General features: G+C 59.7%; 16 protein-coding genes and 1 pseudogene. 4 read left to right on the top strand and 13 right to left on the bottom strand.

The window, feature by feature from the left end; all coding sequences use genetic code 11:
- Positions 1-485: 485 nt before the first annotated feature.
- Together O7A61_RS05915 and O7A61_RS05920 are read right to left on the bottom strand one after the other, a co-directional pair.
- A complete protein-coding gene (locus O7A61_RS05915) occupies positions 486-1,568 on the bottom strand; it encodes a hypothetical protein (protein ID WP_337128958.1) in 1,083 nt (360 codons plus the stop codon).
- Positions 1,569-1,573: 5 nt separating this feature from the next.
- Entirely contained in the window at positions 1,574-2,614 is a 1,041-nt protein-coding gene (locus O7A61_RS05920) for a hypothetical protein (RefSeq protein WP_337128959.1), read from the bottom strand.
- Positions 2,615-2,856: 242 nt separating this feature from the next.
- Between O7A61_RS05920 and O7A61_RS05925 the strand changes: the two genes are divergently transcribed.
- A complete protein-coding gene (locus tag O7A61_RS05925) occupies positions 2,857-8,007 on the top strand; it encodes a hypothetical protein (protein ID WP_337128960.1) in 5,151 nt (1,716 codons plus the stop codon).
- A gap of 201 nt (positions 8,008-8,208) precedes the next feature.
- On the opposite strand, the gene O7A61_RS05930 is transcribed toward O7A61_RS05925, so the two are convergent.
- Together O7A61_RS05930 and O7A61_RS05935 are read right to left on the bottom strand one after the other, a co-directional pair.
- Positions 8,209-8,505 (bottom strand): conjugal transfer protein TraD, encoded by a 297-nt coding sequence (locus O7A61_RS05930; RefSeq protein ID WP_337128961.1) that lies wholly within the window; start codon positions 8,503-8,505, stop codon positions 8,209-8,211.
- 1 nt (position 8,506) lies between these two features.
- Positions 8,507-8,819, bottom strand: a pseudogene (locus O7A61_RS05935) (conjugal transfer protein TraD).
- A gap of 481 nt (positions 8,820-9,300) precedes the next feature.
- Between O7A61_RS05935 and O7A61_RS05940 the strand changes: the two are divergent.
- Together O7A61_RS05940 and O7A61_RS05945 are read left to right on the top strand one after the other, a co-directional pair.
- Complete coding sequence (locus O7A61_RS05940) at positions 9,301-9,747, top strand: ASCH domain-containing protein (RefSeq protein ID WP_337128962.1); 447 nt, start codon at positions 9,301-9,303, stop codon at positions 9,745-9,747.
- Positions 9,678-10,913: a Druantia anti-phage system protein DruA gene (locus O7A61_RS05945; RefSeq protein ID WP_337128963.1), complete on the top strand. Its 1,236-nt coding sequence runs from the start codon at positions 9,678-9,680 to the stop codon at positions 10,911-10,913. The genes O7A61_RS05940 and O7A61_RS05945 overlap by 70 nt, the downstream gene beginning before the upstream one ends.
- Here O7A61_RS05945 and O7A61_RS05950 read toward each other — a convergent pair.
- The 8 genes from O7A61_RS05950 to O7A61_RS05980 form a co-directional block, all read right to left on the bottom strand.
- On the bottom strand, positions 10,910-12,088 hold the full coding sequence (locus tag O7A61_RS05950) for a hypothetical protein (RefSeq protein ID WP_337128964.1): 1,179 nt from the start codon (positions 12,086-12,088) through the stop codon (positions 10,910-10,912). The genes O7A61_RS05945 and O7A61_RS05950 overlap by 4 nt on opposite strands.
- Before the next feature lie 206 nt (positions 12,089-12,294).
- Entirely contained in the window at positions 12,295-15,387 is a 3,093-nt protein-coding gene (locus tag O7A61_RS05955; protein ID WP_337128965.1) for an HsdM family class I SAM-dependent methyltransferase, read from the bottom strand.
- A complete protein-coding gene (locus O7A61_RS05960) occupies positions 15,384-16,073 on the bottom strand; it encodes a DNA adenine methylase (protein WP_337128966.1) in 690 nt (229 codons plus the stop codon). The genes O7A61_RS05955 and O7A61_RS05960 overlap by 4 nt, the downstream gene beginning before the upstream one ends.
- 7 nt (positions 16,074-16,080) lie before the next feature.
- Positions 16,081-17,421, bottom strand: a complete 1,341-nt coding sequence (locus O7A61_RS05965; RefSeq protein ID WP_337128967.1) for a class I SAM-dependent methyltransferase — start codon at positions 17,419-17,421, stop codon at positions 16,081-16,083.
- Complete coding sequence (locus tag O7A61_RS05970) at positions 17,421-18,905, bottom strand: hypothetical protein (protein ID WP_337128968.1); 1,485 nt, start codon at positions 18,903-18,905, stop codon at positions 17,421-17,423. The genes O7A61_RS05965 and O7A61_RS05970 overlap by 1 nt, the downstream gene beginning before the upstream one ends.
- A gap of 48 nt (positions 18,906-18,953) precedes the next feature.
- Positions 18,954-19,577, bottom strand: coding sequence for an ATP-binding protein (locus O7A61_RS32555; RefSeq protein ID WP_442921049.1), 624 nt, complete (start codon positions 19,575-19,577; stop codon positions 18,954-18,956).
- 298 nt (positions 19,578-19,875) lie between these two features.
- Positions 19,876-20,583: an SMC-Scp complex subunit ScpB gene (gene scpB, locus O7A61_RS05975; protein WP_337128969.1), complete on the bottom strand. Its 708-nt coding sequence runs from the start codon at positions 20,581-20,583 to the stop codon at positions 19,876-19,878.
- A 2-nt stretch (positions 20,584-20,585) separates the two neighbouring features.
- Entirely contained in the window at positions 20,586-21,539 is a 954-nt protein-coding gene (locus O7A61_RS05980; RefSeq protein WP_337128970.1) for a DUF1403 family protein, read from the bottom strand.
- Positions 21,540-21,929: 390 nt separating this feature from the next.
- Here O7A61_RS05980 and O7A61_RS05985 point away from each other — a divergent pair, with 390 nt between their 5' ends.
- A complete protein-coding gene (locus tag O7A61_RS05985; protein WP_337128971.1) occupies positions 21,930-22,292 on the top strand; it encodes a hypothetical protein in 363 nt (120 codons plus the stop codon).
- 181 nt (positions 22,293-22,473) lie between these two features.
- On the opposite strand, the gene O7A61_RS05990 is transcribed toward O7A61_RS05985, so the two are convergent.
- On the bottom strand, positions 22,474-22,806 hold the full coding sequence (locus O7A61_RS05990) for an antibiotic biosynthesis monooxygenase family protein (RefSeq protein ID WP_337128972.1): 333 nt from the start codon (positions 22,804-22,806) through the stop codon (positions 22,474-22,476).
- Positions 22,807-23,464: the final 658 nt, after the last annotated feature.

Genomic DNA, 23,464 nt, shown 5'->3' on the forward strand with positions numbered 1-23,464 from the left:
CGGGGGCGCATAAGCTCAATGAAAAACATCTCCTTAAGGCCAGTCGGGAATTGATTGTCGTTGGGGCACATTGGTAAACCTGTTGTCCGAAGGGCATTGGTAACCTCTTCGGGCGAAAGCGGAGGGATATCATCCACTTAGCAGCCCGGTCGACGACAGATAATTCTGGACTCGGACCCCCACGAGGACAAATAATTCCGGACGTCACACCAGACTGCCAATTATGCGACTTTCGAGGCACGAAGCGTGAACGTTGACGCATGGGAGTCTGGTTTCTCACCGCCTTGAGCTTCGCGCTAGAAGGGATCATGCGGCTGCGGTCCAGGCCGATTTAGACAGTCCTTTCAATAGCTTGTCTTTGCACGCCATGCTTCGCTAAGCTACTACGACGACTGATCTTTTGTCGATCCTAAGACCGAAGCCAGTATCCTACCGTAGCCCGGTATTTTTATTAGCGAGGAAGCGGGTGTCTCGGACAGCCCGTTTCAACCAGCAGAAGACAGCTGTCTGACGTAATCAGCCGCCGCTTCAACATCTGAGAATACGCGGCAGCCATTGACGGCCTCTAAATTCACCTGTGGGCGCGTCACCAAGTCGTGGAGCGGTCCTTCGGTCAGAAACGAATCGCAATAGCCCAGCGCGGCAGTGGCGTGCTCGAAATCGTAGTAGTCGTTAGGCTTGAACTTGCGGTCCTTGTCCCAACGCATAGCGGCGTGGAGCGACGTGCCGATATGAAGGCAGCGCAGCGCGTCTTTAGTCTGCGGCTTCTTGAACGCGTGGTAGAGCAGGTTGCGGCACATATTGACCGAATTCGCGCGTTCTTCTGGCGTGGCTCGTAACTCGCGTCTGGCCTCCTTTTCGGCAAGCTGATGGACAGCATCCGCTGCCACATCGCCCGCGATCTCGATGGCTCCCCTCAACTCGATGTCATAGGTTTGGGCGAAGCTGCGAAGCTCATTCCTGTGCTCTGCGTTCTTCTCATTCGTCTCCCGGCTCAGTTCGGCAAAGCCGTCTGCTGGCGGGATGTTGTCGCCCATTGTCTTCACCATATCGCTGAGCGAATGAGCCCACAAATAGTCGAAGAATGATTTCTGAATAGTCAGCTCCTCGGCAGGGGAAAACTCCGCCAACGAAGGATATATGTCACCAAGGACGTACGCGACCTTGGTCCATATCAGTTCCTGCATGGGATAAAGCTCGGTGTCCCCTTTGGCGCGCAGCAGAAACGAGTGAATCTCGGTACCCATCACGATCCGCGACGGGATCATGCTGATACCAAGGCTAAGCTCGTCGATGAGCTGCGCGGTTCCGATCCGGCGACCCGGGCTGTAAGGCTGCTTCATCAGTTCAATGAACATGCTGGCGCTGATTGGACAGATCAAACAGCCGTTAGCAACACCCCGGCGAAGATGATGGAGTAATTTGCGAGCGGCAGGTTCCGTGCGAACACCAAGCGCTGTGTCCCGCGCGATGATCCAAAAGCGCATATCGAGATAGATCTTTCGCCGGCTCGTCAATGACCGGCCAAGCTCGATCTGCCGCGCTCGGCTATGCCGTTCGATGCTCATAGAGCTTAGAATATCCAAGAGAAAGGAAAGGGCTGGACGCGTCGGCAACCAGCGCAACGATAGGATTCAGTAAGGACAAGCCGTGCTGCATTGTGCGGCGTAATCTTCAATGCCGAATGGCAATCAGGGCATTTCACGCATGTCAGGCCAGCCAAACGCTTCGTGGCATGGGACTGATTCTCCTCTCCTTGTACCAGATAAAATCCAAGGATAGATCGAACATAGAAGGCATTCTTGCCACCGTCATCGGGAAGGGCTATCCGCTCAAACAGACCGAAGATGACATGTGAAAGGTAAAGAAGGACTTGCGGGAGCACGTCATAGATCAGCTCGTACAAATCGTCGTCGGTGTGGCGTTTGAAGATAAAATTGAAGTTTTCGGGCGTGGTCTCAAGCTCAATTCGCTGCACAGTGACGAGATGCACTGCGTGCTGGAACAGCTTCTGAAAGCCTGATGGATTCGCCTGTGTGAAGAGCGCCCGATCAATAAACTCGGCATCGAGAACCTCAGCCACCTCAGTCATAGCTAGTGCCCTCGACAGAATTTCAACTCTTTTTCTTTTCAATATACTCGATGTAATTCCTCGGGGGCTGTTTGTTGTGAAGGAATGATAGAAACCGTTCTCGTCGCCAAGCATCCACGAGAGATATAGAAGATTATCGGTAAGCGGCTTTCGTAGCAGGTTGAGTGCCACTATTATCTTTCGCTTTTCAAGGCATCGAAGCGACTCATAGATATGATGCAGGCAATCAGACACCATCGCCATTGTGATCTGATTTAACACGGCTTTTCGCGCTTCGGCCTCATATCCGCCCGCTCGCATCGCTGCGATAGTGTCGGCTTTAGCTGCGTGTTTCTTGAATGCTTTCGCTTCCGCTCTGTTGCGGAACTTGAAGCTTACGACATGTGCCTCCTCGCCTTCATACTCCACCATGAGGCGGGCACTCTCGTCATGAAGGAAGAAGCAATACTCGTGGGCCAATCGCAAGTCGTTTGGTATCCAACAGAGACGGTTGCGGGGAATGAGGTGGACGCTGTTCGGCATTGGCGAATCCTAACATGCGATTGGTTTCCACCTTTTCGTGGCGCGGGTCTGGATCGTCGGTGGGAAATGGGTCGGACGTGGCCGAAGATGCTTTCCAATCGACTTTCATTCCGTATGATCCCGCACACAAGAATCAAGGCCCCCAGGCACGCGATACTCGAATTGCTATCCGAAACCAGTCAAATTGAGATCATGCGCGCGCTATATGGCGACGGAGCGGCATGTGGGCCGGGACTAAACAATTGAGCACGATGGACCAGGTGCCGACGGAACCAGCGAAGGAGGAGGAAAGCGGCTCCAGCCCGGTCGGGCGCGGGGGTGCCGGAACCTATATTGAGGGCGAACTGGGCGCCTATTATCTCCTTCAAATGCTGGCCGGCAGCGAAGCGCGCGGACTGCCGGACGCCCGGATCGAACGGGTGCAGTTCCAGGGGGTCGACGAAGGTTACGCACTGGACGATCTGATCGTTCATGGGGCATCGGATAAAGGCGACTCGCTGCTTGAGATCCAGTCGAAGCGCACGATCAGTTTTGCGCCGAAGGACAGCGTTTTCCAGAGCGTCTGCGGCCAGGTCGCGCGGAGCGCTCCCGAAAGCCAGCCGACCGACCGCCATCTATTCGCCGTGGCAACCCAGCGCACCAGCTTTGCAATTTCCGGTCCTTATCAGGACGTGCTCGAATGGGCGCGCACGGCCAAGACGGGGGCCCAGTTCTTCGCGCGGCTAGCCCTCAAGGGCGTCAGCAGCGATGCAATGCGCGGCTTCGCGGAGACCTTTCGCTTCAATCTTGTCGCCCAAGCCGTGGCGGACGACGCCGAAGACGTTTGGAACGTTATCCGGCGATTTCTAATCCTGGAGTTCGACTTCGAGTCCGGCGCCCCGCAGGCCCGGACGCATGCGCTCACGGTCGCGGGGCAGGTGCTCGCGCCTGAGGACGCGTCGCGCGCCAAGGCGCTTTGGAGCAATCTCATCGAATTTGTCATCCTGACCGGCAAGACCGGAGGTTCAATCACCCGCGATGAACTGCCCGCAGCGCTGGCGGCGCGTGGTTTCCGACTGGCCGGCGCACGCAACTATGCCTTGGCGCGCGCCCGGCTGGCGGAAATGTCTCGCTTCGCGCTGATGGACATCGGCACGTCGGTCGGCGGCATAAATCTGCCGCGCATGAGCGCGCTGGCGGCAGTCGAAGCGGCCCGTGACAAGCACCGGTTCATCGAGATCACGGGCAAACCTGGTGCCGGCAAATCCTATGTGCTGCGCCATCTTGCCGAGCGGCAAGGACGGGAGGCGCATGTCATTGTCCTTGATCCGATCGGAACGCCCGATGGCGGCTGGGCGGCGCTCGCGCAACGGCTCGACGTCCCAGGAACTGCCAGGGATTTCCTCGGCGACCTTGCCGCCGGCGGCGGCGGAACCCTTTTCATCGACGGGCTCGAAATGTTCGCCTCGGAGGAGCGGCGCCGCACTGTCAATGACGTCCTTCGCGAGATCGCCGGGATAGACGGTTTCTCGGTCGTCGTGTCTACCCGGCCCACTGTCGGTGTCGAGGGGAGTAGCTGGCTCGCCGAAGACGCGCTCGCTGTGCTCGGCGCGCCACATCAGGTGTTAGTGGGCGAACTCGACGACGAGGAAGTTGCGGCTCTGAGCGCGGCCGCACCGGAACTGAGCGCGCTCCTCTCACGGGGCCATCCAGCCGCCAGCATTGCCCGCAACCTCTATCGCCTGACCCAGTTGCTCAAGGTGCCGAGCACGGTTGAGATTCGCACCGAGGCGGCACTCGCCGACCATTGGTGGCAAAGCGCGGATGGCGCGAAGCCGGAGCTCGTGCGCGCAGGCCAACGCCTTCTAGCCGAGCTTGCTGCGGCAACGCTTGCCGGCCTCGATACAATCGAGGCGTCCATCGATTCACCGGCCCGCAACTATTTGCTACGCAGCCTGACGTTGAGCGAACCGAAGCGCGACCGCCTCGGCTTCTATCATGACGTGCTACGCGACTGGGCGATCGGCGCACGCTTGCACGAAGACTTGGCGCTCCTTGCCGGTCTGGACCTCACGGTTCCGCCCTCGCCGCGCTTGGCGCGCGGTATCGAGTTCGCGGGCCGGTTCGCGCTCGAAAAAGAGCAAGACGGCTCGGCCTGGCAGGCTCTCCTGGTCGCACTGTCGCCTCCAGGCGCGCACGGTGCGTGGCGGCGCCAGGCGCTCATGGCGATCGTTAGATCCGAGCTTTCCCCGGAGCTTCTGAACCGCTGGAGCGCGGCGTTGCTTGCTCAAGGCGGTGCCCTGCTGATCGAGCTTTGCACGGCGATCACCGCAGTGGAGACGGTCTCGGCCGCCGAGCTATTTTCGCGAGCCGCCGCAAAGAGCGCCGAGCTTCCGGCCGTGCCGCCAAGTTCGTTGCGAGCGGCAGCGACCCCATCGGCACCAACCGTGCTGATGTGGTGCTTCGCCCATGCCGTCGAGATACCGATCCAGGCGATCGGGGCCGTCGTCAAACTCATCGAGATTCAGTTCTTCCTCGCGTTGAGTGTCTCCGAATACGGGCAGGCAGCAGCTAAGATGCTGTTCAAATGGCTGATGCAGCTCGACTTGCACATGACCCAGATCAGTATCCCATCTCAATCAGATGCCGTGGAACTTGAAGGGCAAGCACGCCAGCGGATGATCGAGGATCTTCGCGCCATGGCGCTATTGCTGGCGGCCAACGCGCCGGACGAGGCAAGAGCCTATCTCACGGCGGTGGCGGCCGAAAACGATCGCTATAAGGTCAAGGAGATCCGGCCATTCAGCCGAACGCTGGCGGGCGTCGCGCCCGCCGAGCTTGCCGCGCTCGTCGAGGCCAGCCTGATCGAACCGCCGCGCCGTGGCAAATCGAGACGCGATTCCATGGACCGCGCCCTGAGTTTCGCCGATACCGACTATATGCCGCCCTCGCCGGCACAGCCGCCTTTCCTCGATCTGCTCGATGTGACGCCGGACATCGGGCTGGCGCTCATTCGAAAGCTCGTCGAGGCGGCCGTGGTCTTCCATGCCGACGGGAAGACAAGGGAAACGAACGGCTACACGATCGTCGTCGACGGCAAGCCGCGCTTCTTTCCCTGGGTTCAAACCTATTTCTGGGCCCGCGATCAGGCACAGGAATATTCCGCGGCCTCGGGACTCATGACGCTTGAAGCATGGTCGCAGGAGCGGCTCGACAAGGGCGAAGACATTCAGGCCGTTCTGAGTGATATCCTTGGGCCGGAGGGCAGCTGTGCGGCTTATCTTCTGATCGCGATTGATGCGCTCGTATCCCATTGGCCTGGCACGAGGGACGCGCTCGTCCCTTTCATGGCCAACCCGGATTTGCTCGCCAACGATCGCGCGCGCGCCACCCATGAGGCGTTCGGACACATGATGTTGAGACAGAAGGAGCCTAACGGCCGGGTGAAGCTGGCCGATCTGGCGAAGCGTCCATCGCGCCGGCTGATGCTCGAACAACTCGTTCCGTACTATCTGGTCGATGACGATGCTGGACGCGGCCTTCGTGCGTTGCTTGGGAAGGCTGTCGAGGAGATCGGGCCCTATGCCGATCATGCCAGCTTTGGAGACGCCGCGTTCATGGGGGCCTATGCCCTCAACATGCTCGACCAGGCCAATTGGGTCGAGGTCGATGGCGGACTCGGATACCAGTCCCCGCCATCTGAAGCCGAACATCTGGCGAAGCTCGAAGAGAGCCGGCTGAAGCTCGTCCATTCGAGTACGGTCGAAGCGAAGGTTCACCTTGCGACGAATGATCCCGCCAACGGTTCGGCGGAGGTCGCGCGCGAGGCGGTGGACTATGCCGCCGGCGATCTGCCCGACGACAGCGACACCGACCATCTCAAGTCGCGATCGACAGGTCTGATCGCGACGGCCATGCTAGTCGCACGCGATGGTGATGATACCCTTCTGGACCAGCATGAAGGGTGGGTCCGGGCTGTCATTGCCAAGGCGCTCGAAGAAGAGACAGATCCCTATGGCTCCAGAGAGATGCTGCAGTTCAACCGGCCTGGGATGGGAATCTGCGCGCTGATCCACCTTTGGCATCGGCGCAGGCTCCCAGCAGATCGCAATCTGCTTGTGGAAGCAGCTGCCCGCTGCGATCGCGCCGCCGTGCCAGCCTTCATGGCCGCGCTTGCGCGCATCAATGAGACTGATCCGCGACTTCTCAAATCGACCGTCCGGATCGCGTTCGCATGCCGCCGCTGGCGTTGGCAACCTTATGATGAGGATCCAGCGGACCGCGAAATTTATGATGTCGAGAAGGCGCGTCTCAATCGAGACGCGGTCGCAGCGGAGATCGCCTGGCTCGACGGCGGACCCGAACCCTCTTGGCCTGTCCTTCCGGAAGAGAAGCCGTCTTTGCGAAACAGGCCGCGGGTGAGGGTCTCCGCCAACCCAGCGCACAAGCTTGAATGCAATGAGGATGGTGTCGAGCCGAAGTCAGAGAAGGCGTCGATCCACGTCGACACACAGGGTATCGCTGAGTGGCTGAGCCTCCTGAACGCCGAGAGAAGTGCGACGCCGGATTGGTACGTGGAGGTAATCGACGCCTATGCTTCGTGGTCCGCACGTTCGAATGCCCATGGCTATCCGGCGAACGCGGAGTTGGACCGGGCGCCGGACCGTTGGAACCACCAATTCTATATCCTAGTCGCATCAGCGCTACTGGATGCGGATCATGACTGTTTCGAGCAGCATCTGCTGCCTCTTCTTGAGCTTCCCGACCGCTCGTTCTGCGATGTTGCGGACACGCTCATCCACGCCGCCGACGTCTGCTATTTTAACGACAGGAGCCGCTCTGCCGATCGCGCACGCGAGCTGCGCGGGCGCCTAGTTACGCGCACGAAGGCACTTGTGCGCTGGTCATGGGACAACCGGCCTGGGGATTTACAGATCGATCACAACACAGGGCCGGTTATCGCGAAGCTGCTGATGAACCTCTACAACCCATTCGCCGGCACCCAGAGCTATCTGGTCCCAGCAGTATTCGATCGGGTCGATCCAATTCTCGACACGCTACGACCGCTGCTGCCGGGCGGCCCGACTGCGTTCGTTGCGCTTTGCACGATGAACAGCCTGTCGGTCGCACCCACGGCGCGGCACCTGGATTTCCTCCTGTTCGCGGTCGAGACCTGGCTCCATGCCACCAGAAACGACCCTTCCATGTGGCACTCGCTCGGCGTCGGGCGAAAGGTTGCGCAATGGTTTGAGCTGGCGGCGGTGGCAGATCCATCTCTGCTCGGCCGCGATCATCCGGAACGGGGACGGGTCGACGTCATGCTCGGCCGACTAGTCAGCTTGGGAGTGTCGGAGGCGCATGAAATTGAAATGCGGATCGAAGCCGAACAGGCAACCACTGGCGTCGGACGATGAGGATTGCTTTTCAACACTGCCGATCGGAAGGGGGCCATGCTGATCGTGAATGTACGACAGCGTCCAAGGATGCCATTTGCGGTCTCAAGGGGCGGCTTTATCACTCTGCCTTTCGAAACCTGCCACACCGGCTTCGGGTCCCAATAGAGACATTCCACATCTTTACTCGCAGCATCGACTGCTGGCCCAACGCGGGCGGCGCTACGCTGCTCGGGACTTCGCGCCGCCCGCCACTCGCGCCGACCACCGCCACGATCGCTGGCACATTTGCTCCTCATGCTGTTCCGCATTGAAAACTTGCGTTCCCTTCCCGGTCCATAGGTTGCGAGCATGCTCGCCTTGATGGCTCCGAAGCTTGGCCGCGATCCAAAGCAGCGCGCCGTGGATGGTAGCGCGATCGTCGTTGGTCAGATCAACGATGCCTGCCTTAACGACGAGACCGCCAAGTTCGATGAGCTGCCGGGTGCGCCTGCGGCGCTCGACTTGCCAGGTGCGCATGTCATTGCGAGCCAGAGCCGCTTGCCGGCGATTGCGCGCTGCCCGGTTGCGCTGTTGCGCTCAGATGCCGGAGCAGTTCGCCGGGACCGGCTCTCGAAAAACATCACTCCACGCTTGGCCCATGCTTCACGCTTTGAGGTGTCTTTCGTTTCAGTGATTGCGACCAGCGCGCCGGCCAGTTCGTCGGTGCTGAGTTGATCGGCGCCGGCGGCAATCACCAGCTCGCCAAGTTGCTGCACCTTTCGCGTTTTGAGCTCGCGCGCTTTTTCTTCCGGCGCCTTCAGTTCGGCGTCGAAGTCCCGTGGGTTGCGCATGGCTGTCTCCATTGATTATCGATGCTGTGATGATAGGGCAGCGGCCGCCGGAAGGCTTCCATGTTGCCGAGACAGCCCGGGACGGGCTGATCCATCCCGAGATTTTTTCGAGGGAGGGCGCGCTTAACTAGCATCGTTCCATGAGGGCGTGTGCGTTTCGACATCAATAGTCCTACCCATTCCGCAGTTCCGGCAAGCATCAGCAGTGGCTGAAACAGAGCAGAAAGAAGACTCGCACCTTCAGACCTCTGACTGCGCAAAGTCGACTTTCGGATCGCAGGTTCGTGCCTCCGACGAGCTGCGCTAGGCCTATCAGTGTCGTTGGAAAAGGGTTGAGTTCGGGCCCAAACGCCCACTCTAGAGGATTGGTCGCGCCAAAAAACAATGCCATACTTGAGCTATGAAACGGACTGGCGACTCACTGCAATTGAATGGACGGCACAAGCGTCAGGCCGACCCTGCGCTTCCAGATCGGGGCCTGATGATACGCGAGCCGTGGATCTCGCAGATCCTCATGGGTCGCAAGACGTGGGAACTCCGCGGCACGTCTACCAAGATACGTGGGCGGCTGGCGCTTATCCGTTCCGGGTCGGGATTGATCATTGGCGAATGTGACCTCAAGGACTCCATCGGTCCCATTGATTTCGACACGTTGATTGAAACCGGTGCGCTGTCCTGTGAGGAGCGGGACGAGATCGAACATAAAGGACACGCTCCATATGTTGCAGCAGACGGCGTGACCTCCAAGACATTCGCATGGGTTGTCTCGAACCCCATTCTCTATTCACAGCCAGTCGCATACAACCATCCCTCGGGTGCGATCACTTTCGTTGATCTGACGAAGCGGGGGGTTATTCAGTGTATCGAAGCATCGTCATCGACGAGCAGGGGAAGTCAGGCAGCGTCTCGGCAGTTGCAGCTTTTGTAGACGCCCTCGCATCCGACCTCAAAGCCTTCGGCCGCGACGATGTCGCGCGGATCTCGGTCGGCGGTCTCAAGGTATTCGTCTGGGATCCAGTGGTCGCGTCGCCAGGTTCGGCTGAACTACGCGAAGCGGCCATGGCCAACCGTTTGAAAGGGCAAAAGGCGCTCCTTGCGCAGCTCGAGGCCAAACTCCCCCAAGGGTTCTTCGACTCATTCGACGTCAATCTCTCCGACGTGCTGCCAGAAATCGTCGTCTGTACGAGAGCCGATGACACGCGGCTCTTCGACTACATCGTCTGGGGACAGTCGATGTCCGCCGACACCAGGAACTTTCGCAACACCAAAGTTCTCGTCTTCGACGGCACGCCACGGCCCAGACGTCTGATGGGCGCGATCCTCTTCAAGTCGCCCATGTATTTCGGCGGCGCTCGCGATGCTTACCTCGGCTGGCCCGAGCTTTTTGAGACCATCGAGGGGCAACGCCGCAAGAACCAAGTTGCGATCGATCTGCGCAACAAAGCGCTCAAGTCGATCTACAATATCAGCGTGTGCATGCTTCTCCCGCCCTACGCAGCACATGGGATGGGCAAGCTGATCGCTTCGCTGTGCTTCTCCCCCGAGATCATTGAACATCTCGAAGGGACCTTCGGCCAGCCAGTTCTCGGCATGACGACCACCGGCGGATGGGGCGGCAACGCGACGCAATATGACCGGCTCAACCTGGCCCACCGCGCCGGGGGCGGCAAGCGAGCGCTGTTCACACGAGTGCATGGCTCAAGGCCGTCGCTGCACTTTCCAACGCAACTCTTCTCCGGCACAGTATTTCAGCGCGCCATCGACGTGATCCGGGCGGACAATACGGTCCGTGTCAGGGACTTCGCCGGTTACGATACCGACCCGGCAGTTGCGATCCGGGCTTTTCGCCAAGCCTGCAAGCTGATTGGAATCCCGTTCCGCGCCACGGCCGCCAATTGTGTGGCCCACTATTTCGGCTCCGTCTCGGACGCCTGCACTGATGCGCTGCGCACGAGCGCCGGTATCGACGTGCCTCCTCCTGCCCGCTCCATCCCAGTCGCTGACGCGCTTGCCGAATGGCGCAGGCGGCAGCGCATCGTCAATCCCGACCTGCGCGGCGTGTCGACGATCCCGCTGTCGAAGATGGCGAGCTAGTCTTTGCCGCCCCCCGGCAGCTTGATCCGGCCCGAGAACAAAGCGACGCTGAAAAACACCAGCAGTACGCCGGCTGCGCCCACCAGCATACCCCATGGGATATTGCCAGCCCTGAATAAGGCCGCTGCCCAGATTCCGAGCACCACGCCGGGGACTGCAAGACCCAGAAGGCCTGCGACGCGATATCCTCCAATGGACGTTACTAGGCTGATTTCAGCAAGAGAGCCCGGCGTGTAGGGCGATTTAAGGTCAGGAACCTCGGTTTTGAGTGAGAGCTTGATATAGCGCGGTGCGATGTCCGTCACCGACTTGACGCCTATCTTGAACTGGCTTGAGGCGTTGCGCCGGAATTCCTGTTTCGGCTCAGGGATCGTCAGATGCTCGGCGTCATCCGCCTTGATCGTTACCACCGCTCCGTCCGGAAGGTCCTTGCCTTCGACCGCAGGAACGAAGCTCGATAGCGTCACCCGATAGCTGGACAACGGATTAAGTTGATAGTCAGAGGCGTAGTCCTGCTGGCCGAAACGATTGCTAGCACGAGGCTGTGGCAGGATGGCTTTCCGCCCCAAATAGGTTTCCTTCTCTAGGTGGTCAATGCGCCAGAACACGTCCCCATGGAACTGCGACGGCGTATCCGCTAATCGGTCGACCACTTTGCCCCAGAGCTCCACGCCTTCCCGGCGGAAAGCCGAGAGATCGGCCCCCTCCGGTGCCAGGGCGACCCATTTATCGAAGGGCAATTCCTTCTTGTCCGCCAGCATGTCCAGCAACGGCCGAATAGCTGGGGAATCAGGGTCTGGAAAACCGGAAAGCTCCATATGGAAATAGACGATGGTGCGTGACCCACCATCGCCGCCAATGCGCTCTTCCACGGCGACATTGCGCAGTCTGGCATATCGCGTCGGGATAAGAACGGAGTTGGCGGGATCGAGGAGCTTTCCTTTTGGGTCGGCGGCCCCTTTCGCATAGTCGTTGAACTGTCCATAGAACAGGATGATGTCGATGGGGCAGTCTGTCTCTTTCAGCTCACGCAAATATGCGAATGCCTCGGGGCTGAAATACTTCTCCTGATAGTCGTAGCGCAGGATCGTGCCCGACGGTAGCGCTAGGAGTTGATGCACGTCTGCGTAGTATTGCGATCTTGTGCAAGTATCGAAGACAACAAGCGCGGTCATACAAACTCCTGAGGCGCGAAAAGTGAGCCGTGATACACTGGCTGCGGATCGCGGGGTAGCCGTCTCGTTGTTCCAGCGAGCCGCGCCAGCCGAGAGTTTTACCCGGTCATTGCGACCAGGCGCGTCAACACCGAGTATCTCCAGACGGCCTCAAAATCGCACCAATGCTCAACTGTGCCTCGCACGGAGGATGAATTGGCCCGAGATCAGTGGAGGACAAGGTTATCCTTCGTGTTTTTCTTTCTTGTCCACAGGGTGATAGGACTCGCCCCCCCCTGGACTTGATATGAACCGAGGTCGCTTAGTATTTTTCGTAAGTCGCTCTGCGCGTCGGATATAGTCCAATGACGCCGCTCGTTGGGCTTCACGATGTAGATCGCGTCTCCCGCGTATACTCTCATGCTTCGGCCAGTCCTGCACTGCCGTGCGGCAGGGTCGGCTAAGCCCTCGCCAAAGAGCTGCAGCTCAAAGAGATCTGGCTCGGCTATGGCGAATGGTCCGAGCGGCCGGACAGGACCGCTTTCCAGCACCAACCTGAGCGCAACGACGTCACGCGAAACGCGCACCCCTCGGCTTACTACGGTCCTCGCTGAACTGCTCTCGCGCAGAGCTGTGTCAAGCCAGTGGGCAATCTCGCTGCCGTATTCCTGAAGCAGATGAACCGAAATCTCGCTCGCCTCAATCTGGCGTTCCTCTCGGGAGTCGAGGAGTACTGGTCTGCTGCGGGCCAGCGTTCCCTCGACGACTCGTCGATCGTGGCTGGAAAGCCCATAAGCGTCCATCACAGCTTCATCCGCGGCCTCGAGTATCGGGTCGTTGTGTTTTCCAGTCAGCGACCTGAAAATCGCGCTCATTCGATGAAGTTGATCAGGAGGCAACCCCGAAAGATTTGGTATTGCGAGCGCCTCAAGGTCGATTTTCTCGATCTTCGGCTGCTTTAAACCGATATTTGATCCTCCAAAGGTCAGAAGAAATGCGGTTACTTTAGAATTTAGGATCAGCGCCAATGCTTCGGCTAGCAGTCGATCGCGGCCCACAAAGGAGATGCCCACGAAGGAGTCCGTGTAGACCAAGTCATTGTCCGCGACCGCGGCAGAGTATCGGCCCTTCTGTATCGAGCGAGCAAACGCCGCTTCCGGGCAGATTACAAGAGGCGCCCGATAGATTCGGCGTTCTCTTGGTCGATGAGCCTGCTTGAGGGCGAAAAGGGGGGCGCGCGGCGCCAACTTAATCGGCCTGTAAGCCCCTGCGTCCAAGAATGGCAAGCCAACCAGTGTGCTTGTGTTACCCTCGTCACCACCGCCAATCTGAAGGCCCTGCTCCATCCCAATGCCATTCGCGGCGGTCCACTGACCTAGACGGGTGAGTCGCGGAGTAGTCTGGAACCACTCCATAACCTCATATTCTCGATCGTTGCAGAAGACTGCCGCTTTGAAAAGCACGGGATCGGCCGATACGGCCGCGGCCCGAAACTGACAGAAGTCGTCTATCGACAAGCCGAGTACCCCGTGGCGGCGGAAATTGGCCGTCCACGGCACATTGGCTATGGTGATGGTCTCATCGTTCGACGCCGGTTTGGAAGTGCCTCGGAAAAGGAGAGCGGGACCTGCATTACTCTTCCTTGGGCCATCGGTCGTCGCGGCCAAGGCTGGGAATAAACCCTCTCCCCGCAGGTGGGACAGGTTGATTAGAGTGACGTCGCTGAAACTGGACAGCAGCAGTCGGCGCGCCTCAACAGCGAGGCGTTCCTTGCTGAAGAACGGGGTCGCCTTCATGAGAAGCGCCATCCGGGCGCCGGGCGCCGCGATTTGGCGGGCGTGCCATAGGAAGCTCCAGTCGGGCGAGCGACGCGGCTGCACGAAGGATGACTGTCCCGGTCGTTCTCTTGCTGCAGCTGCGCCGCCATAAGTCCATGGTGGGTTTCCGACTACGACGTCGAAATGGTGTTCCCAAAGACCTTTCACCTCAAAGAAGCTCGAGTTGATCAGGTTGCGTCCGATTAGGTGGTCAAACTTCAGCCAGCTGAGATCCTCCGCTTGCAGGTCCGGATCGAGCTCCAGGGACGGATCAAGCTCCAGGGCCGCCAGATAGAGACTAAAAGCGGCTACCTGTAACGCGCCGGCGTTAATGTCCACTCCAAAAATCTGGTTGTGCAGGACGTCACGCACGAGCCGACGCGAATTGGGTTCCTCGCGCGTGCGCAGCCAGACCAGTCGCCGCATGGCTTCTACGAGAAAGACCCCCGACCCGCATGCCGGATCAAGGACCTTCGCCGTGCCGGGAAGATCAGCCATAACGTTGTCAAGGGTTAGATCGACGAGATTAACTGGAGTGTAATGCAGCCCTTGGGTGATCGCAGAGCTGCCCGCGATTGAGTGAGCAAATTGTTCGTAGATCGACGAGATCAACTCGACCGGTATGTAGTCGAAGCGGAAGGGGAAGGCGCTAAGCTGACCAGTGGCAGCCTCATGACCGTCCAGGAAATCTGCGAGCGTGGTGAGATGCTCCGCACGCACTTGAGCGCACTCGTTCTCGACGTCGGGCGGAAACAGGTCTCCATTAAATGTGGCGCGCAACCAGTCAAAGAGGCCAGCTGCTGCCTCCGGATCACGGAGCGTCTCGCTCAAGTTTTTGTGCCCGAACAGGCTTCTAAGTTTTTTGACCTGAAAGAGCCCCCGATCAACTAGGTATTGCGAGAAGATGGTGCGGCCGATCAGTTTTTGAGCGAGTAGCGGCTCAAGATCGGCGCCGAGCAGCTTACGCTCCACGGCAATTAGCTCGCGCAGAAGCGTCGCGTCCACCCTCTGCTGGCGGTCGATGCGACGAGCAAGGTCGGAAGACCAGAATGCCCCCGTATCGAAGGCGAGCCGGCCGCAGCAGGACACTAACTCGGATATCCCCGATGGCGTTTCTGTCCTGAACTCTGCGACCACGACGTCAGCGAGGCGGCCCGAGGGCTTGCGATAGTTGTCGAGAATTACAACTCGGCCCGGTAGGCTGATCCACAGAAGGGGTGCCAGCCCAACGTTCCACGCAACACGATGCCAGCCAATAGCCGCCTGGTCATCGAAGGCACCGACGCTACCATCAACGAAGATCATAACCGGTGCGCCTCCGCTCTTAAAGACGCCCTCGACAGCAAATGGAAAGCGCTTTCTATCGAAGAGAAATGCGTACCGGCCGGCGCGTGGGTCGGATCGGAGGTGGGTGCCGGGTGTGATCATGCCCTCTACCGGGACACCGCCGTGCAGAAATCCCGCACGTGTCAGCACGTCGAGATGGGCGGATGCGCCGATCATGCGATCTCGTTCTCCAAGCGCTTGACATGCCCGGGGTACGTGGCGGCCAACCACTCGACAAACAAAGTGCGCTCGGCGGCTCCCATCCGCTCGACTTTGCGTTGGATAGTGGATAGGCGCCGCTTGGAGCGCTCACGATCGCGAAAGGTCGCTCCAGCTTTTGCGGGTTCGTGCAGCGTCAATGGTTCCGAGAAGTTTGCCCAGAGCAGTTCGCGCCGTCCGCCGCGCCGTCCACCTGAGCCGAACTCCATGCATCTCCACGCGATAAGTTTTTCATTGTAGAGCCTGGATGGCTGCCCGGATATCAGCACGTGACAGCTGAGGCTGGCCAGCAATTCCAGCAACTCGGCGTGGTCCTCCTCCCGATAGTCGTGCCGGTATCGATAGCTCCCGCTGCGGACCTCGGCGGGATAGGGCGGGTCCGCGTAGACCAACTCACCCCCGGTGAACTGGAACTGCTTCAAGAAGGCGATGGCATCGCCATGAACCAGTTCACATGGGGCACCCCGCTCGCGCCAACACGCGATCACCCGCTCGTCGGCATCGATGCCAATCTGGCGGGGTGCCGGTCGCTTGGCGCGCATGACTGCGCCGCCGCCGAGGTGCGTCTCGATATAGACAGTATGCCTCGGCATGGCGCCAATCACGCGCGTGAAACAGTTCCCCTTGCCGCCAACATATGCCATGTAGAGACTATCGCATTTTTCTGCGAGGCGCGATAGCCTGTTCTGGTTCCAACCACGCAAAGTTCTGCGCGCCGGAGGGCCATTGCGCGATCACCTGCTCCAGCACGGCCTCACTGACGAGGACCAGGCGCTCGCCGGCCGTCGGGCGGCCGGCCAGGATGATACCGTCCCAGGTGCCAGTAGCCTGCAGATCGAGCCAATTTGTTGCAAGTCCGAGGTGCCTTAGCCGGAAGAGTCTACGTTCGACCAGCGACAGGTCCCGAGTCGGCAGATTGAACATTATCACGGCTTCGGGCGGTAGTTGGCCGAATAATGCCAGTTCCTCAGCCTCTATGGCGAACTGCATACTAAACAGTGCGACGACCATGTCGACCTGCAGGTCCTCCGGACATACTTCGTCGACTGAAGCGGCGACACGGAGGCCGCGGGCCTGCAGATGAAGAACAGCCTCGGGATCGGTCTCCAGCCCAGTCCATGACCGGCACTCGACGTCATCTAGGAGCGGAAACTTGCCGCAGCCTATCTCCAGAACTTGTCGACTTACCGGCAGCGCGCGAACCGCCGCCGCCGCTAGACGTCGTACCCGCGAATTATATTGTAGTGGCCTATCTGCCAGTCGGCGCTCGCGCCACCGGTTGACCGCAAACATCGCCTCGCGTGGTAACTCGTCGGTTCGAGTAGGTAGGTAAAGGACGTCCATGAACCGGTGACGCGTAGCGCCGGCGATGACCTCCTGCTCGTCCCCGCCGCCGAGCACGTCGTGGAAAACCCCGCCGCCGATATCAACGAATCGATCGCGGACGGTGTTTTTAGGATGGCTTATACTGTCACGGTAACGCTTGATCAGAGTATCCACCTGTCCACGGCGGGGCTCAGCATGTTCAAGCACCCCCGACCTAATAATGGCCATGGCCGAACCCAGGTCGTCGACAACGTGGTTGGATAGACCGAAAACGAAGGGATGAGTCCAATCGTGCAGATCCTCACCGAACAGGTCAGCAACCTTAAGCCTTCGGTAGTGCATGTCAGGTGGCGACCACGTGATAACCGGAATTCCATGTTGGACCGCGAACATCATCTCGGCGCCTACACCAATCCCCTTCTCCAGTCTGGCATCGACCAGCACAACATCACTGATCGAGACAAGATGCAGGTCGCAGCCGAAATTCATCGCGAAATCCTGGCGGCGTATGTCAGTTTTGGAAGGATTGAGAAGCTCGACTGGCCGGCCGGCGTTCTGGCGAATAAACTCCTCGTCTTCCCTCGTCCAGAAGTGGTCGCTCGAGCGCGTGTCGGCCGCGCCCTTCTTGATGCTACCCGAGAGGTAAATTCGAAGGGGATCTGTCATCAGCCAACAGCGTGCTGAATGGCGTGAACGAGCTTTTCGCCTCCCTCGACAGCGTCAGCTGCCATCCCGGGCAGGCCCATCATGCCGCGCACCACTGCCATCAGCGTTTGGAGCCGGTTCTTCTTGTCCTCGCCCGTGGCTTTCGCCACGTCCTCGATCGCCCTGACGGCTGACCCCTTTTCATCTTCCGCGACCTTGCTTGAGGCAAGTGCCCGCATGAATGTCTCAATTAGTGGCGTCAGCTCCTTGAAGTTAGCATCAGCCTGCCGGTTGAGCGCGCTTATCGTGGATTCGACAATGTCACCGCCGGCAACACCAGCCATCGAATTGCCTGTTCCCGATTGTGTTATCTTGGTACCCATGTTGAACTCCATTTTCTCGACGTGGTTGACGATGATGACCTGCTGCGAGCTGGATTGGAAGAGGTCCGGCGCAGACGACACGAGTGGCGGGTTTTGCGTGTTAAGTTGGATTCTTGCCAATCCCCACTCCGGCCGGGCGATGGATAGGATTTTGGCGCCGACCAGAGTCCGCGGGCCGTAGCGAGTGTATTCCGCGATCAGCACGTCGCGCGCCGTACTGTCCTGGTACTTGCTGGCCAAGAGGGCCAGATGGTCTACCAGGGCAAGACGCACCCTGGGACTGGGTTCACCTCCAAACCAGTCGAATGTCTGGACCCGCCGCTCGAAAAGGTGGAGGTCAGCCAGACCTAGCGCAAGGCCCTCACGGGCCACCTCGGACGTCTCGTTTGAGGGGACCATCCTTTCAGTAAGGAGATCGAGGTTGCTGAGCGCTGCTGTCTCGTCCTTCGTGAGCAGCCGATATAGCCAGCGCCGAACATTGGGGAAGGCAAGCAGTTCGTCGGGGCGCCGTAACAGGTGCCGGAACGAGCCGTCCGGGTGCCGGTGCTCTGCCCAGATGCTATATTCCACCACTTCTATGTCGTCATCTCCTACCGAGTTGCGGACGAGGTCTAGATCGGCGAAGCGCTGGTCAATAGTGCGCGGGTTCTCGCGAGCGTAGCCGCATAGAAGGCAAAGCCACTTGCGAGCTAGCGGCTCGCGCTCCCAACCCGCGAGGTTGAGGTCGTCTCTTGCCGGTTCGCCTCTTGCGTAAAGCTTGGCTGCGAGTTCGAGCGAGGTCCCCTTGTAGTCGGTGAGGCGGGCCGTTAGCTGCGATTTACGAGTCTCATCCGCCAAACCGGAATAGGCGGCAGACGCCCAGCCACGGTTCTCCAGGTCTGCTTCGAAGCCAAGTAGCGCGTTCTCGAGCTGCGAGAGGTATCGACGGTCCTTGAGCAGGGCGACCAGCTTGTAGGACCAACGTCGAACGCGGATTTCGGGCGAAACGAGGTGTGCAAGCAGACTAGAGTTGAGGAAGGTGTAATCTAAAAAGGCCTGACCGCCTTCAAGGATCTCGCAGGCGCGTTGCAGGCCGGTCTTGACCTGCTCGTGCTCCGGCGACATGAGCATCATCTCAATCACACGCGACGTCTCGACTGAGGCCGGGCCCCTCCTCGGTATCTTGGCCATTTAGGCAGTCGAGGTCGTCGCATTGAGGCCCAGCGCGTGCCGGACCTCAGTGAAAAGCTCACTAGTCGGCCGCGAGGCGTCGAGGTCCAGACGCCGTACCCGGTTCGGCAGCAGGTTCAGCAGCGGGCGTTGCACCAATTCGAACTCGCGGTCTCGAAGTGGAATGCGTCCGTCGTCGTCTGCCCTCCCTCTGCTATGGAGGCGCGGGTGGCTAACATCTACAGAGCAATCAAGAACGATTGCGCTCACAATACGGGACGTCGGCAAGGAACGCACGAGACGATCAAACGAAGAGATCGAATTCCTCGCACGCGGGTAGCCGTCTATCACAACCCTGTCGGTTCCACGAATCTGCGCATCCAGCCATGGGTAAAGTCTGCGGTTGGTAACAGTGCGTCCGCTCGCCCTCGCGCGCTCCATCTCCTCGGGCTCGATCCCAATCTGCTTAAGGACGTCAACGTCCCGCAACATGGCGCCTAGTGCCATATGTGTGAAGCCGAGCCGCACCGCCACCTCGTTGCCTAGCGTCGTTTTGCCAGCGCCTGGTCGGCCGAAAATTGTGATGAGTGTCAGATAATGTCCCCAAGATTCTGCATGTATACCCCCACTATCTTCCGCCAGCAATTCAATAATTTCGTATACGAGCTAATGTCAAGATACCTCACCCTAGCCATCGTTACATCGGGCGATTTACACCAGTTCAAGCAGAGCCTACAACGAGCGTATAGATTTTAGAAGAGCCGGGCTTCACGGCACCCTGTTCCGGTCCCTTCGTCCCGACCCGCAGCACCAATCTGGTGATCTTTCCGACCAATTTTCTCGACGGCGATCATGTCGCGGTTCACGATCACGATCACCGGTTGCCGCAGAACGAGTCTTCCTGGTCCTGACTGATCGCCTGTTCGGGTCGGCAACGCCGGCCTCACGACGCTTGGTCCTCAACTATATCGTCCTCGCCATCGCCATTAGCCAAACCTGCAGGGACACCGCCGGCCAGCAGCTTTTCCTTCGACAGCAGCCCGGCGTCCTCGAGCGCCTCGAAATCCGGCAGCTGGCGCAGCGTGTCGAGCCCGAACTGCGACAGGAAGTTCTTCGTCGTCACATAGGTGTAGGGCGCGCCTTGAGTGGGACTGCGCGGCCCCGAGGCGATGAGGTCCTGCGCCCGCAGCACGCCGATCAGGTCGCGCGACACCTCCTTGCCGAAGAAGGAAGACAGCTCGCCGCGGGTGATCGGCTGGAAATAGGCAATGCACATCAGCACGAGCGCCTCCGCTTGCGACAGGTCTTTTGTCCCCTGCCCCGCCGGGGTGCCGAAGGCGGCGTGGATGACGTCGCCAAAGAGTTTCTTGGTGCGGTGCTGCCAGCCGCCGGCGACGGAAACCAGCTCGTAGGGGCGCCCGGCGAGCTCGGCGCGGATGTCGTCGATGATCAGATCGATGTTGCAATTCTTCCCCACCACCCGCGCCAGCACCTCGCGCGGCACCGGTTCGCTGGCGGCAAAGATCACCGCCTCGACCCGGCCCATCCACTCGCGCCAGCGCAGTTCTGGCGGCAGGTGCTCAAGCTCGGTGTCGACCAGCATTCGCTGGACATTTTTTTTCACCTTTTCGTCGCTCGCCGTCTCGGCCATCGCTAAAGCCCGAACAGCCGGAAGCTGGTGCGCCCCGACAGCTCGCGCACCGCCTCGAGCTGTTGCAGGCGCTCGAACAGGCGCCGCGCCGCAAAGCGCGACAGGTTCTTTGTCACCAGCGAGCCGGAAACGGCGTCTTCATTCAGCAGCAAAAAAATCACATCGCCGGCGCCTTTGGCGCGCAGTTTTGGCGCAACCGCCAGGAGCTTTTCGGCACGGCGCGACAACTCGGCGGCCAGCCGGCAGGCCTCCGCCACCGCTTGAACCAGCGCAACGCAGACTGCCCGCTCAAAATTCTTTTCGCCTGGCCGGATTCTTTTGCCGCCAACTTCAGCGCGGAAGGCTGGCGAAAAAACCTGGGTCATGAGCAGCGGCAGCGGCCGCGGCCACCGAAAACTTTGCGCCAGCACCAGGTCGGCGAGCCACCAGGCCAAAAGCTCGCAGTCGGGGCGTACGGCGACGATGTGAGCGGCAATCGCCGCGGCTGCGAACGGCGCCGAGCGACGCGACGTAGCCAGATTTTCGATTTCCGTGCAGAGGTCGGCGAGCGCCGCGCCGTCCCAGTGGAGACCAAGCTGGTCGACGATCTTTTCGAGCCTGTCGGCGTTGGCGATGGGCGGCTGCGCGGCCAACTGCCGCCAGGCGCCCAAAATGGCGCCGGCGGGGCCGGGATCGGCGCCGGCCGGGCAAAGCTGCCAGGCGTCACGCAGGGCGGCCGCGTCCTCTGGTCGGCCGGCGAGCCGCATGCTGGCGGCGGCACTGCGAAGCGCCAGCCGCTGGCGCCAGGCACCAGCCCAGGAATGCTCTGCCCGGGCAAGTGTGTCGAGGGCGCCCAAGGCGGCGCCGGCCTGGAAAGCGGCGTCCGCGTCATTGGGCGCGCCGCGTGGTGAGAGCGCCCAGACCGGGACGGTTGGCGGCGCGGCGGGATTGGCGGTCGCGGGATCGAGGCGAATCATGCTTTAGAGCGTAGAGCCGCAGTGCGCTTTGTGCCATCAGTTTCGCACCAAAACGCACAGCCTGTCGGACGCACAAAACGAACGATAATGTTGCCTTCTATTTGGAGGGTACAGCTTGACCAGTCCTGCAGAAATTGCTGCGAACAACCCTGCGGCACGTGCTCGCAAGTGACGTCGGCTTTCTGCCGACCAGCATGCTGGTGCCGGCACTGCTGTTCCAGGTCGTCGCGCTTTGACGATTTACGATTGCCTGTCACGGTTGCGTGGCCATTGGAGTTCTCGCGTTCACAGCCATGAGGTACGCTGTGAACAACTTGCATGGCTGATTGCACTGGCTGCGGCTTCGCGCACAGTTTGCACATGGCGTCAGACATTGACCTAGATGCTCTGTTGTTCGAAATGGCGGCCGCAAGCGTTCGGATGCTGGCCCTGAGCTTTGGCGACAAGGCAGCCAGGATAGCCCGACAGACTTCAGGGCGGTTTCTCTTTGAGGTTCGGATCGACGGTGATCCTCAATTTCAGCGCATTGCCGCCATCCGCTATACGACCGGAACAACCGGACTCCTTGCATTGAGCAAGGACGGGCTGGCGGTCGTGTCCTTCACGGCCAATAGCGAGCTCGCCAGCTTTATCGATCCATTGGAAAACTGGGACAGTCTGCCGCTGCGCGAAAAGGCGCACAATGAGGTCCAAGGGCACATCGATCTGCTCGTTGCGGCGCTTCGAAACGCCGGTTGCGTGCCATACCATTAGGCTTTGTCTCAAAGGCCGCTGTGGATCTCTCCATTCAGCGCATATCACGATGGTGCGTCCGCTTTGTTGTAACTTCGACGGCCGCACCTTTCTCCGGGCTGCCTCTCGTCCAGCAGCGTACCTGGGTGGCGACCGTCTGGGCTGTCGGCGGTTTCACTGCCGCGCTCGATTGCCGGCGCGACTACCTCTTCCGCCTTTCAGCCGCACCCTCGACGATGGAAAAACCCTCGAACTGCGGATGACCGAGGTAGAGAACTTTCGTCGTGCCGACATTCCGGTGGGCGGCGCGGAAGTTGTCTGATCTGGTCCAAGCGACGAAATCGTCGTGGCTTGCCCACACTGTGTGCGAGACAAATAGGGTGTAACCTTCGGTCTCGTCGATCGCGCCACGCAGCAAATGGAACTCTCGGAATCCCTTCATATCCGAAAGGCTGGAATCTCGGTTTCTCCAGACCTCCTCGAAATCGGATTCCGCGCCGTTCTGGACTTTGAAGCGGTTCATGGCGATGTACATGGCGATTCCCTATGCGTTGATCGTTGGACTCGTAGTTACGTCATGAGCTTGGGATCGGGTGGCATGAACCGTTCAAGCTCGGGAGCAGTCTCTTATCGCGTTCGCACTGCAGCGTCTGATGGTCCGCCCTCTTCCAATGCTCCAACTACGCTTTCGGCCCGCTTGCGTCGTCGAACTCCGAACGACCCTGTCCGAACCGGTTGATTTCCAGCCAAGCAACTCCGCATCGGCTGTTCCCTTCCCGTTTGTCATGTTCCTTCGCCTGCATTTTTGTTTGATCGGCGAGCCTTCACATGTCCCGTGCAATCCACGTGCCACCGCGGAGGTGGTGGGAGCAAAAGGAGAGGACCAGATGGTTGTGGCGCGCGGAGGGAATACAAGCGGGCGATGTGTCGGGTCTTGAACAAAGACGATGTCAGAGTACGGAACGGACTCGGAGCGCCTCGATGCCACATTGCGCCGTTCAATTCCGAGAGCCTGAGATCGGCGTCCGGCTGATGGACGGAAAGCAAAGCAGCGGGCAGGGATTCGTAAGACTGGCGTTTACTGGTTTCAAAAGCCGTCCCAGCCGAGGCTGTGTTCACCGGTCGCAAAGAAGTTAACACGATCGCGTGGTTATCGTCGCAAATGTTCGGCCAATTGGCAGTCGGTCACGGAA

Source organism: Mesorhizobium sp. Cs1321R2N1, assembly GCF_037179725.1.
In the GTDB taxonomy this organism is placed as follows: domain Bacteria; phylum Pseudomonadota; class Alphaproteobacteria; order Rhizobiales; family Rhizobiaceae; genus Mesorhizobium; species Mesorhizobium salmacidum.

Excerpts from the sequence above, each read along its gene's own strand:
- O7A61_RS05915 (WP_337128958.1), bottom strand. The coding sequence starts at position 1,568 with ATGAGCATCGAACGGCATAGCCGAGCGCGGCAGATCGAGCTTGGCCGG.
- O7A61_RS05990 (WP_337128972.1), bottom strand. The coding sequence starts at position 22,806 with ATGTACATCGCCATGAACCGCTTCAAAGTCCAGAACGGCGCGGAATCC.
- O7A61_RS05955 (WP_337128965.1), bottom strand. The coding sequence starts at position 15,387 with ATGATCGGCGCATCCGCCCATCTCGACGTGCTGACACGTGCGGGATTT.
- scpB (WP_337128969.1), bottom strand. The coding sequence starts at position 20,583 with ATGGCCGAGACGGCGAGCGACGAAAAGGTGAAAAAAAATGTCCAGCGA.
- O7A61_RS05950 (WP_337128964.1), bottom strand. The coding sequence starts at position 12,088 with ATGACCGCGCTTGTTGTCTTCGATACTTGCACAAGATCGCAATACTAC.
- O7A61_RS05960 (WP_337128966.1), bottom strand. The coding sequence starts at position 16,073 with ATGGCATATGTTGGCGGCAAGGGGAACTGTTTCACGCGCGTGATTGGC.
- O7A61_RS05940 (WP_337128962.1), top strand. The coding sequence starts at position 9,301 with ATGATACGCGAGCCGTGGATCTCGCAGATCCTCATGGGTCGCAAGACG.
- O7A61_RS05965 (WP_337128967.1), bottom strand. The coding sequence starts at position 17,421 with ATGACAGATCCCCTTCGAATTTACCTCTCGGGTAGCATCAAGAAGGGC.
- O7A61_RS05920 (WP_337128959.1), bottom strand. The coding sequence starts at position 2,614 with ATGCCGAACAGCGTCCACCTCATTCCCCGCAACCGTCTCTGTTGGATA.
- O7A61_RS05930 (WP_337128961.1), bottom strand. The coding sequence starts at position 8,505 with ATGCGCACCTGGCAAGTCGAGCGCCGCAGGCGCACCCGGCAGCTCATC.
- O7A61_RS05980 (WP_337128970.1), bottom strand. The coding sequence starts at position 21,539 with ATGATTCGCCTCGATCCCGCGACCGCCAATCCCGCCGCGCCGCCAACC.